An 11,857-nucleotide genomic window follows, 5' to 3' on the forward strand; every position below is an offset into this window, starting at 1 on the left:
GGTCTTACCGACGCCGGGCTCACCAATCAGGACGGGGTTGTTCTTGGTTCGGCGGGAAAGCACCTGCACGACGCGGCGAATCTCAGAGTCACGGCCGATGACCGGGTCGAGCTTGCCCGCGCGGGCAATGGCGGTCAGGTCGGTGCCGTACTTTTCGAGCGCCTGGAAGGTGCCTTCGGGGTCGGGGGTGTCCACGGTGCGGTCTCCTCGGACGTTGGGGATGGTCTGTGCGATGAGCTCTGCGGTAGCGCCGAGCTTGTGCATTGCTTCAGCGGTGCTATCGGTTCCGCTGGCAATGCCGAGCAGAATCATTTCGGTAGAAACGTAGGTATCTCCGAAGCCCTGGGCACGGGTCTGTGCCGCCTGCAGAGCAGAGAGCGCTGCACGGCTAAGGGAGGCGTTCTGCACGGAGGCACCGGATGCCTTGGGCAGCTTCTTGATTTCAGCGGATGCCGCCTCGGAGATAGCGTCCACATCCAGGCCTGCAGCCTTGAGGACTGCTACGGCGACGCCTTCGCGCTGGTCCATGAGGGCCTTGAGGATGTGCGCAGTTTCAATAGTGGGGTTGCCGGCGGTTTGAGCGTTAGTATTTGCCGCCGAGATGACTTCTTGACTCTTGGTGGTGAACTTGTTGTCCATGGTGTTCCTTTCGTATTTCGAGGGGCTTATCCTATGCGCCCCTGCATTACACAACTTGAGTCTAGTCCACTCAACTATGTTTCGCAAGCCTCCTGCAAAAAAATTTTCGTATTTTTCGCCCCACCTCACACCCCCTGACCCCCAAACAAAAGCCCCAGTCAAAACTCCCTGTCAAAGCCCCAGTCGAAGCCGCATTGCTATACTGACCGGATTGGGCGCTTGCAGGTTCCCATAACAGCTAAAGATTAAGGACCCCACATGAAAATACTGGTTCTAGGCGCAACCGGCCGCACCGGCTATTTCTTTACCCGCAAAGCCCTAGAGGAGGGTCACACCGTCACCGCCTACGTGCGCAACCCCGACAAGGCGCTAACACTTTTGGGAGCGCACCAAAATCTCACTATCGTTCCGGGAGCCCTGAATGATGCCGAGCAGCTCGCCGCAGCATCCGCCGGGCAGGACGTCATGGTGAGCACCCTGGGACAGAAGGCCACGGTGCGAGAGTTCCTTCACAGTACGTTCCTACAGGAGCGCCTGCCGCTCATCATGCAGGCGGTCACGGGCGCAGGCGTGAAGCACTGCGTTCTGCTGAGCGCCTACGGTGTGGGTGATACGGTACGAACCGCATCCCTGCCCATGCGCCTGGTATGCAAGGTCATCATGCGCGGCATTTTTACCGACAAGGTTAAGGCGGACGCCCTGGTCGCCGAATACCAGCCGTATATTTCGCGGGCGCATCCGGGCAGGCTGACCGATAAGCCCGGTAGGGGCGGGGTGAAGGTGTTTGATATGGCGAGTGTCGAACGCGTTCCGAGCATTCCGACGATTGCCCGTGAGGACGTCGCCGATGCCCTGCTCACTATCACCAAGAACCCCCAGAACGCGGGCACAGATTTTTTGGTGACGATTGGGGACGTTGCCCTACGCTCACCCCAGAAATAAACCGGTAGGCTTAATGACATGACGACTACGAACACCTTCCCCGCCGCCATTCTCTTCGACCACGACGGAACCCTCGTCGACACCGAACCCGTATGGGCTGCCGCAAAGGTTGCTCTCACCGCAGAATTTGGTGGCACCTGGACCGAACAGGACACCCTCGATTGCCTGGGTCTGTCCATGCAGTTCACTCTGGATCGCCTGCGCGAGCGCGGCGTAAACCTGCCGGACGAAGAGATTAATGAACGTCTTGTGGCGAAGGTGCATGATGCTCTGGCGCATCAGCCGGTTGAGTTCCTGCCCGGTATTGAGCGTTTCCTCTCGGAGGTTCGCGAGGCACAGATTCCGGCGGCAGTCGTCACGAATGCGACCACCTCCGTGGCTCGCCGCACCGCGAATGCGGCACCCGAGGGCACGTTCTCGGTGGTTATTGGTAATGATGAGACCACCCACCCCAAGCCGGACCCGCAGCCCTATCTTTTGGCGGCGGAGCGCCTGGGTGTTGATCCGACTCAGTGCGCGGCTCTTGAGGATTCCCCTTCGGGCGTGCGCAGTGCGACCGCGGCGGGTATGCGTGTCATTGTTGTGCCGGGCGAGCTGGAGGTTCCGGCGGAGCTGGGCACCGTGCACCTCAAGCACGAGGAGCTGACCCTGCAGGCGGTGCGCGCGCTGGCGTAGCCGCTTGGTTCGCAAACCGGAAGCCCGGCAGAGAAAGCTCTGCACGAAAACTGAATACGCTTCACCCTAAAGGGCGGGATGCGTGATACGAGATACCGCACATCCCGCCCTTTATGCATGCTTGGGCGGTGAGCCGTGTGGGTTTAAGCAGGAGCTTTTGAGTGAGGACTTGAGGGCGACACAACAGGCAGATGATAATTTATTACGAAGTACTCAGAATAAGCTTGACAGCAGTTCCTTAAAATGATTTACTAATCAATAACGACTTCGGTGGGAATACAAACCTCACCGGACCACAAGCATCACAGCATCATGAAGGAGACCATCATGGCATTCGCAAACTACACCGCACCCGGCCTGACCATCGAAGAAGGCAAGGGCATTTCCGAGGTTCTCCAGGCACGTCTGCACGACCTGAACGACCTGCACCTGCTGCTGAAGCACGCTCACTGGAACGTGACCGGCCCCGGCTTCATCGCCGTTCACGAAATGATTGACCCCCAGGTCGACACCGTCCGCGAATTCGTCGACGCCATCGCAGAGCGTATGGCAACCCTGGGCGCAGCCCCCAACGGTCTGGCTGGCGCACTGGTCGCACAGCGCACCGTCGAGGACTACGCGGTTGGCCGCGCACCCGTCCCCGCTCACCTGCGCGCCCTGAACGACGTCTACACCCGCGTGATTGAGGCTCACCGCAACGCGATTGCATTCGCTGGCGAGTCCGACCCCGTCACCGAGGATCTGCTGATCGGTCAGACCGCTGAGCTGGAGAAGTTCCAGTGGTTCATCCGCTCATTCCTGGAAAACGGCGAAGGCAACATCTAAGCTGCAACCATCTAAGTCGTAGCGTCTAAACTGCAGCCTACTTATGGCGGCACGTCATGTAGGCGTTAGCTTTTAGAGTCACAAGCCGGGCGGGTGCGCTCTCCTTATGGAGGGTGCACCCGCCCGGCTTTTTATGCTCGAAGCTGCCCCGCTTCTTCCCGGCACTTTTACCTTTCCCGCCCCTTGAGTCCTCGCCCGTGCGGTATCACAAAGTACGTTGAGGCGAACAATAACATCGGGTTAGGCCGTCCTAGATTTTCTGTTCGGAGTGCTCTACAGTTGTTCACTGATCAACTCAGAACACACAGATTGAACGCATGATTGTGCGCCCGGGAAATACCCGGCGCGACCCGCATCCGGTGGAAAGAGAGATATGAGCACGCACGCCCCGAACGAGCACGGCGAAGACACGTACGGCGAGCAGACCGAGAAGCTTCAAGCTGACGCGGCCGAGGCCGAAAGGACCGCAGCTGAGGCAACCGAGCACAAGCCGACCCGCCACAGTGCGGTTACTTCCCCCTCCCCCGCGCAGATTAAGCGTTGGCGCCGCTACCTGGCTGATGAAGAGTCGGAGGCGCGCATCTACCGCTACCTGGCTCGCCGTGCCGAGGGCACCGACCGCGAAATCCTTCTGCAGGTTGCTGAGGCGGAGAAGCGTCACCAGCAGCATTGGCGTGACATGCTCGGTGAGCACGCGAATGTGCACGTGCGCCCGTCCATGCAATCTCTGGTGTTGCAGTTCTTGGCGAAGAACTTCGGTTCGGTGTTTATTCTGGCGATGGCTCAGCGCGCCGAGTCCCGCTCCCCCTACGCTGAGGATCCAGACGCTACCGAGGAAATGGCGGCTGACGAGGCAATTCACGAGGAAATTATTCGCGCCCTGGCGACTAATGGTCGCGAGAAGCTTTCGGGTAATTTCCGTGCGGCGGTCTTTGGCGCTAATGACGGTTTGGTCTCGAATCTGGCGCTGATTATGGGTATTACTGCCTCGGGCGCGTCCAGCTCGATGGTCCTGCTCTCAGGTATTGCGGGTCTGCTGGCGGGTGCACTGTCGATGGCGGCGGGTGAGTTTGTGTCTGTGCGTTCTCAGCGTGAACTGCTGGATGCCTCCCAGCCGACCCAGGTGACCCTGCGTGTTGCACACGATTTGGATTTGGATTCGAACGAGCTGGAGCTCATTTACCGTGCCCGCGGCATGGAGCCGGAAGCGGCGCATCACCGTGCGATGGAGCGTTTCGGCTACATGGATTGTGTCTGCGATCCGTCGCTGTCTCACCGCGAGGATGAGGATCGTGAGGAGAATGTGGCTTTGGGTACCGATATTGGTGCCGCCGCTGCTTCGTTTGCGTTCTTCGCTTCGGGTGCACTGGTTCCGATTCTGCCCTATATCTTTGGCTTGTCGGGTGTGTTCGCGATGGTGCTGTCTCTGCTGTTTGTGGGTGCGGCGCTGGGCTTCACCGGCGGCGTGGTGGGCCTGCTTTCGGGTGCTTCCCCGCTCAAGCGCGGTGTTCGTCAGATTCTAATTGGCTTTGGCGCTGCGTTCGTGACCTACCTGCTGGGTCTGGCGTTCGGCACGACGGTCGGCTAGTTACAACACCCCCAATAAGCTCTCGACAAGTGTATATAGCCGCTCTTGCATGTGCCGTAGCTTGAGCGCAAAGAAACCCCCGGCGGGTGATTTAAAATCACACGCCGGGGGTTTTCTATACGTCCGTACCCTGCATGAGGGGTTACCCTACTACGGGCTGAGCCCTATTACGGGTGAATCTCCGCGGTGGTGGCCTGACCGGAAACGCTCTCAGAACCGGTCGCGCCGTTGCCGGAGTAGGTCAGGTTAGCGACCTGCACGCTGGACGTCTGCTTGTACGAAACCCAGCCGTCGTTTGCCGGGAAGCGCAGCTGCGCCGGCATGAAGTTAGTCTGGCTGTAGTACTTGGTGCCGGACTGCTTCATGGTGTACGCCTTGCTGGTGGTGTAGACGATACGACCCTTGAAGGTGTAGGTGCCGTCGGAGTTCTGGGTGATGGTCGGTACTTCTGCGGTCCAGGTGCCAGCGGTCTGTGCGACGGACAGGTACTTTGCCTGGCCTGCGGAGGCTACCAGTTCGGTGGTCTTACCGGTCAGCTTGCGACCGGAGGGGGCCCATGCCTGGCCGTTGATCTTACCGAACTTAAGGAGCGACTGTGCGCTGGCGGCGACGGTGTACTCAACCTCGGTCACGAAGGTTGCGCCAGCTGCGAGGGTGACGCTGCTGCCGGGGATGTAGCCGGTGCCGGTTGCGGTGTCCTTGGTCGGTACGGACCACCAGAAGCCGCTGGAGGACATGTATGCGCCGTTTGCGCCGGTCTGGGAGTTGGTGACGGGGGTGAACTTACCTTCACCGTTGACGTAGGTTGCGCTCTTGGGCTTGGAGGTTGCGTCGTCCCAGTTGATGTCGGAGTCGGGGGTGCCGGAGGCGGTGAAGTGTGCCTCGGGGGTTGCCGGGTTGATGGTGCCGGTGTTGTTGGAGGATGCGTAGCCGACGTAGCCGCCGTTGTTCTGCACGCTGACGTACACGCCGTACTGTACGCCGGGGGTTTCCTTGGATGCTGCGTAGGCGGGCACTGCTGCGGAGGCTGCGACGACGGGTGCAGACCAGACGCCTGCCTTGGCGATGGTGCGGCGAGAGATGGGCTGGGTCATGAGTGTGGTGATCTCCTGTGAGTGGTGGTGTTTCTTGGAGCCGCCCAGAAAATGATTCTGACTAGGCTCAACGCCCTCCAGTATACAAAGGTTCTGGTCATACTTACATCTTTTTGCGGCACTATGTGCACAATCTTACTTTCTAGTGCAATATTTGCTAGCGTTAGAGGGGCGTTAAAAGCACAGATGCCGGTAGCCTCATGGACTACCGGCATCTGCCGCAATACTATGCTGTTTACTTAGCTGCGAAGATTTCGCGCATCAGGTTTGCAGCCTCGGAGGGGGTCTTACCGACCTTCACGCCTGCTGCTTCCAGAGCTTCCTTCTTCGCCTGAGCGGTACCGGAGGAACCGGAGACAATAGCGCCTGCGTGGCCCATGGTCTTACCCTCGGGAGCGGTGAAGCCTGCGATGTAACCGACGACGGGCTTGGTCACGTTTGCCTTGATGTACTCTGCAGCACGCTCCTCAGCGTCACCACCGATCTCACCAATCATGACGATTGCTTCGGTTTCGGGGTCAGCTTCGAAAGCTTCCAGAGCGTCGATGTGGGTGGTGCCGATGATGGGGTCGCCACCAATACCGATAGCGGTGGTGAAACCAATGTCGGACAGTTCGTACATCAGCTGGTAGGTCAGGGTACCGGACTTGGAGACCAGACCGATCTTGCCCTTGCCGGTGATGTTCGCCGGGATAATACCAACCAGGCACTCCTCGGGGGAGATGATGCCGGGGCAGTTGGGGCCGATGATGCGGGTGATCTGCTTGCCGTTCTCGTCCACGGATGCCTTAGCGGCTGCCCAGAACTCTGCGGAGTCCTGAACCGGAACGCCCTCGGTGATGACGACGACGAGACCGATCTTAGCCTCGATAGCCTCGAGAACTGCTGCCTTGGTGAAGGCCGGGGGAACGAAGACGATGGAGACGTTCGCGCCGGTCTTCTCCATAGCCTCAGCTACGGAACCGAACACGTTCAGCTCGATGTCGGAGCCGTCCTTCGCCTTGTGGGTGACGGTGGTGCCAGCCTTGCGAGCGTTCACGCCGCCCACAATGTTGGTGCCTGCTGCGAGCATGCGTGCGGTGTGCTTGGTACCCTCGCCACCGGTGATGCCCTGAACGATGACCTTGGAGTCCTTGTTCACAAAGATAGACATATTACTTCCTTGAAATCCTTTGCTGGCGATTACGCCTTGTGAGCGAGCTCTGCTGCCTTGTCAGCGCCGGAGTCCATGGTCTCAGCCAGAACAACCAGCGGGTGGTTCGCCTCGGAGAGGATGCGGCGACCCTCAGCAACGTTGTTGCCGTCCAGGCGCACAACCAGGGGCTTGGTTGCTGCGTCGCCCAGAATCTCCAGAGCCTTCACGATGCCGTCTGCCACTGCGTCACATGCGGTGATGCCGCCGAAGACGTTCACGAAAACGCTCTTTACCTGCTCGTCGCCCAGAATGATTTCCAGGCCGGCAGCCATAACCTCAGCGGACGCGCCGCCACCAATATCAAGGAAGTTTGCGGGCTTGACGTTGCCGTGGTTCTCACCAGCGTATGCAACGACGTCCAGGGTGGACATAACCAGACCTGCACCGTTACCAACGATGCCGACCTCGCCGTCCAGCTTCACGTAGTTCAGGTCGAACTGCTTTGCCTTAGCTTCCAGCGGGTTCTCAGCGGACTTGTCCACGAGAGCCTCGTGCTCGGGCTGGCGGAATTCTGCGTTGTCGTCCAGGGAGACTTTACCGTCCAGGGCGAGGATGGTGCCCTCGGGGGTCAGAACGAGGGGGTTAACCTCAACCAGGGTTGCGTCTTCCTTAGTGTAGACTTCGCCCAGCTTGACGAGAACGGGAACAACCTTCTCCTGCAGTTCTGCGGAGAAACCTGCTGCCTTAGCAATTTCCTCAGCCTTAGCCTGGTCCAGGCCGACCAGCGGGTCAACCTCGATCTTTGCCAGTGCCTCGGGGCGCTCAGCAGCGAGCTGCTCAATTTCCATACCGCCTTCTACCGAGCACATTGCCAGGTAGGAGCGGTTTGCGCGGTCCAGCAGGAGGGAGAAGTAGTATTCTTCGGCGATGTCTGCGCCGTCAGCGACCAGCACGCGGTGAACGGTGTGGCCCTTGATGTCCATGCCGAGAATTGCCTTAGCGTGCTCGTAAGCTTCTTCGGGGGACTTTGCGAGCTTAACGCCGCCAGCCTTACCGCGGCCGCCGGTCTTAACCTGAGCCTTAATGACGGTCAGGCCGCCAATTTCCTCAGCTGCTGCCTTTGCTTCTTCAGGGGTGGTCGCAACAATGCCCTTGAGCACGGGTACACCGTGCTTTGCGAAGAGCTCGCGCGCCTGGTATTCGAAAAGGTCCACAGGTGTCCTTCTTCTTCGAAGTGGTGCCGAGTACTGGTGCACTCGGCCTGGTCATTAGAGGAGGTTCCCCCGTGTGGTCAGTACGGTGCGATAGGGGTCTCTCGCACCCGGCGCACACGCATCATTGACGCGGGGAATTTCTCTCGTCTCTACTCTATCGGATTCGGCGTGAGCTCGCACTCACAGAGCCCCAAATCTGAGATTTTAGCGACTCAGCTCACAAATATTTTGGGTACATTCCACCCAAAGGCTGTGCACCGGGTAACTAACCCGAACTAGCACTCCCCCATCCGCCGCGAAATACCGGCGAAAATGCGGCGTTTACCGCCGTGCTCTGCAAAGCCCCGGCCACCTTCTCAGCAGGCGGACAACACGCCCGGTACAGCGCACAAAAGAGGGGCGGGAACCTCAGGTACCCGCCCCTCCATCGGCGTTGTTAGGTTCGCACGCCTGACGCGTTAGCTCACCTTCTCCAGCGGCGCGTAACGTAGCAGCAGACGCTTCTCTTCCGAACCGAAACGGACCTTCGCCACGGTCTTATCGCCGCTACCCTCAACGGCGAGCACGCGACCCTCACCGAACTTGGTGTGGCGCACCGTATCGCCGACCGCCAGGGTCGGGATTTCCTTGCTCTGGTGAACGCGGGAACGGTTCGTCACCTTCGAGGAGGCAGCTGCCGCCGCCAGCCCGTAGCTTGCCGAGCCGTTGATATCCGCGGTGGACGGCTCAGAACGGCGTGCGGGGCGGGACTCGTAGGGGTCGTATGAGCCGCGCGAGCCACCGGAACTGTACCCGCTCGAGCCATAGCCGCCCGAGTAGCCGCCGGAACCGTAACTGGAACGAGAACCGCCCGAATAGCCGCCACCGTACGAGTTCCCGTATGAGCTGCCGCCATAGGAACTGCCGCGAGCGCCATACGCACCCATACCGGAGGCACCAAAGCCCGAAAAACCGGCGGTGCGCTTCCACTCGATGAGCTCCTCCGGGATTTCCTCCAGGAAGGGCGAGGGCGGGTTGAACTGGCTCTTACCCCACATGGTGCGGGTTTCCGAGCGGGTCAGGTACAGGCGCTCCATGGCGCGGGTCAGACCCACGTACGCCAGGCGGCGTTCCTCGCTCATTTCCTTCTCGTCGGTCAGGGCACGCTGATGCGGGAACAGGCCGTGCTCCATGCCGGTCAGGAACACCACGGGGAACTCCAGGCCCTTGGCGGTGTGCAGGGTCATGAGAGTGACCATACCCTGCGCCTTCGCCTCGGCGGCTTCGGCGGCAATCTGTGCGGCGGAGGCGTTCTCACCCTCCGCGCTGGCGGGGCGGTTCGGGATTGAGTCGGCGTCGGCGACCAGGGCCACGTGTTCGAGGAACTGCTCCAGGTCGGCGCCGGGGTTCTCTGTCTCGAACTCGACCATGGCGTCGAGCAGCTCGGAGAGGTTCTCCACGCGTGATTCGTCCTGAATATCCTTGGAGGCGCGCAAAGCCGCAAGGTACCCGGTCTGCTCCAGGACCGCTTCCAGGCAGGTTGCGGCGGGTTCGGTGCGGGCAATCTGCGCCAGGTCGTCCATGAGGCGCACGAATTCGGCGTACTTCTTGACCGCGGCGGCCCCCAGGCCGGGGATGTCGGCTGCCTGGCGTGCGGCGGCGTAGAAGGAGATGCGGTTCGCACTCGCGTACTCCGCCACCACGGACTCAGACTTGGCACCGATACCGCGCTTGGGTTCGTTGAGGATGCGGCGCACGTTCACGTCGTCATCGGGGTTGCTCAGGGCGCGCAGGTACGCCAGCGCGTCCTTGATTTCCTTACGCTCGTAGAAGCGGGTACCACCGACCACGCGGTAGGGCAGGCCGGCACGCATGAGCATGTCCTCGAGGGTTCGGGACTGCGCGTTGGTGCGGTAGAAGATTGCGACGTCACCGGGCTGCACGCCGTGCTCATCGGCAAGGCGGTCAATTTCGCGGGTGATGTAGCGCGCCTCGGCGTGCTCGGATTCAGCAACGTAACCGATGATTTTCGCACCCGCGCCGGAGGCGGTCCACAGCTTCTTGGGGCGACGGTCGGGGTTGCGTTCAATGACCGCGTTCGCCGCGGAGAGAATGTTCTGCGTGGAACGGTAGTTCTGTTCCAGCAGAATCGTGTGGGCGTTCGGGTAGTCCTTCTCGAAGTCCGTAATATTGCGGATATCCGCGCCGCGGAAGGCGTAGATGGACTGGTCGGAGTCACCGACCACGGTCAGCTCGGCGGGGGGCACGGCATCCGGGTAGGGGCCGCGGTCAGCAGGTGCCTTCGTGTGGGCGCCGACCAGTTCACGCACCAGCTGGTACTGGGCGTGGTTGGTGTCCTGGTACTCGTCCACGAGGATGTGGCGGAACTTGCGGCGGTAGTAGTTCGCGATTTCGGGGAACTTCTTGAGCAAGAAGACGGTGCGGCCAATCAGATCGTCAAAGTCGAGGGAGTTGGCGGCGCCCAGACGCTGCGTGTAGACGGTGTAGATCTGCGAGATGGTCTTCTCGTACGGGTTATCGCTCGCCACGCGGGATGCGTACGCTTCGGCACTGACCAGCTCATTCTTCAGCGCAGAGATACGGTTGCCCACGGCCTTGGCGGTGAACTTCTTGGTGTCCAGGTTGAGCTCTTTAATGATGAGGCTCAGCAGGCGCTGCGAGTCGGTCGAATCATAAATGGTGAAGGTGGACTTCAGACCCAGGGCGGCGGCCTCACGGCGTAGCACGCGCACGCAGAAGCTGTGGAAAGTAGAAATCCACATGTGCTTGGCGCGCGGGCCGATCAGCGCCTCAATACGTTCACGCATTTCGGCGGCAGCCTTGTTGGTGAAGGTGATGGCGAGAATCTGGCCGGGGGTCGCGCGGTGGGTTGCGAGCAGGTAGGCGATGCGGTGGGTGAGCACGCGGGTCTTGCCGGAGCCGGCGCCCGCGACGATGAGCAGGGGCGAGCCGGAGTGCAGCACGGCTTCTTCCTGGCGTTCGTTGAGTCCGGCGGTGAGGGAGGCGGGGTCAACAGCGTTGAGGCTGTGGGCGCGTTCGCCGTAGGGGTCGGCGGGGTCGAAGTCCTCGCCGTAGCCGCCGACGCGGTAGGCGGGCGGCATGAAGTCGCCGAGCGGGTCTGCGGCGGTGAAGGCTGCGGGTGCGCCGGGTTCAGAAACGGGCACACTATTAGCAGGGGCACCGTAGGCGGGCATGCCGGCAGGCAGGGCGGCGGGTACGTCCTGTGCGGGCGCCTCCATCACCGGAGCATCCATCACTGCGGCGTCCATGGGAGGGGCGTAGTAGTCGTCCTCGGCAGGGGGTACGTCGTAGTAGGGGTCGAAGGGCGGCTCGTCCACTGGTGCAGGGTCTACCGGTGCTGCGGGGGTGACGAGTTCGGCGGCGAACAGGCCGTCCTGTTCGGTGAAGGGCTGCTTCTGCTGTTCGGGCTTGTCGCTCATCGTCTACCTCGCTGCCTAGAATACACGTTCGATATTCCATGCTACCGCATTTGCTTCGCGGCTCCCACCCGTTCGGTCATCCGTCGCCCTCTCATTCGAGCAAAGATAAGAAAACCGCCCGCACCTGCTAATGCAAGCGACGGGCGGTTTCTTGTACCGGGGTGAATGCCGGTTCTGTGTGCCCCCGAGACGATTCGAACGTCCGACACCTTCTTTAGGAGAGAAGTGCTCTATCCCCTGAGCTACGAGGGCGTACCTATCCAGTATAAAGCACCCCGCACCGCAGGTCGGCACAGCCCACGACA

At 60.8% G+C, this 11,857-nt stretch carries 9 protein-coding genes and 1 tRNA gene; 4 read left to right on the top strand and 6 right to left on the bottom strand.

What is annotated here, in order from left to right; all coding sequences use genetic code 11:
• The coding region (locus tag HMPREF2971_RS02820; protein ID WP_305793956.1) for a Clp protease N-terminal domain-containing protein at nucleotides 1–639 on the bottom strand (639 nt) is incomplete at its 3' end.
• A gap of 258 nt (nucleotides 640–897) precedes the next feature.
• On the opposite strand from HMPREF2971_RS02820, the gene HMPREF2971_RS02825 reads away from it, so the two are divergent.
• From HMPREF2971_RS02825 to HMPREF2971_RS02840, 4 genes are all read left to right on the top strand, one after another.
• Entirely contained in the window at nucleotides 898–1,581 is a 684-nt protein-coding gene (locus tag HMPREF2971_RS02825; RefSeq protein WP_070691180.1) for an NAD(P)-dependent oxidoreductase, read from the top strand.
• A gap of 18 nt (nucleotides 1,582–1,599) precedes the next feature.
• A complete protein-coding gene (locus tag HMPREF2971_RS02830; protein WP_070691185.1) occupies nucleotides 1,600–2,256 on the top strand; it encodes an HAD family hydrolase in 657 nt (218 codons plus the stop codon).
• A gap of 327 nt (nucleotides 2,257–2,583) precedes the next feature.
• Complete coding sequence (locus HMPREF2971_RS02835) at nucleotides 2,584–3,081, top strand: Dps family protein (RefSeq protein ID WP_070507180.1); 498 nt, start codon at nucleotides 2,584–2,586, stop codon at nucleotides 3,079–3,081.
• Nucleotides 3,082–3,454: 373 nt separating this feature from the next.
• A complete protein-coding gene (locus HMPREF2971_RS02840) occupies nucleotides 3,455–4,669 on the top strand; it encodes a VIT1/CCC1 transporter family protein (RefSeq protein ID WP_070691188.1) in 1,215 nt (404 codons plus the stop codon).
• A 167-nt stretch (nucleotides 4,670–4,836) separates the two neighbouring features.
• Here the strand turns inward: HMPREF2971_RS02840 and HMPREF2971_RS02845 are convergent, their stop codons facing one another.
• The 5 genes from HMPREF2971_RS02845 to HMPREF2971_RS02865 form a co-directional block, all read right to left on the bottom strand.
• On the bottom strand, nucleotides 4,837–5,763 hold the full coding sequence (locus HMPREF2971_RS02845) for a hypothetical protein (RefSeq protein ID WP_049363461.1): 927 nt from the start codon (nucleotides 5,761–5,763) through the stop codon (nucleotides 4,837–4,839).
• A 235-nt stretch (nucleotides 5,764–5,998) separates the two neighbouring features.
• The gene (gene sucD, locus HMPREF2971_RS02850) at nucleotides 5,999–6,916 is read right to left on the bottom strand and encodes a succinate--CoA ligase subunit alpha (RefSeq protein WP_005504562.1); all 918 of its coding nucleotides are present in this window, start codon (nucleotides 6,914–6,916) and stop codon (nucleotides 5,999–6,001) included.
• A 29-nt stretch (nucleotides 6,917–6,945) separates the two neighbouring features.
• A complete protein-coding gene (gene sucC, locus HMPREF2971_RS02855) occupies nucleotides 6,946–8,112 on the bottom strand; it encodes an ADP-forming succinate--CoA ligase subunit beta (RefSeq protein WP_005504561.1) in 1,167 nt (388 codons plus the stop codon).
• 458 nt (nucleotides 8,113–8,570) lie between these two features.
• Nucleotides 8,571–11,552: a UvrD-helicase domain-containing protein gene (locus HMPREF2971_RS02860; protein WP_070691190.1), complete on the bottom strand. Its 2,982-nt coding sequence runs from the start codon at nucleotides 11,550–11,552 to the stop codon at nucleotides 8,571–8,573.
• A gap of 179 nt (nucleotides 11,553–11,731) precedes the next feature.
• A tRNA-Arg gene (locus HMPREF2971_RS02865) sits at nucleotides 11,732–11,804 on the bottom strand.
• Nucleotides 11,805–11,857 lie beyond the last annotated feature (53 nt).

Source organism: Rothia sp. HMSC066G07 (genome assembly GCF_001814485.1).
Taxonomy (GTDB): Bacteria; Actinomycetota; Actinomycetes; order Actinomycetales; family Micrococcaceae; genus Rothia.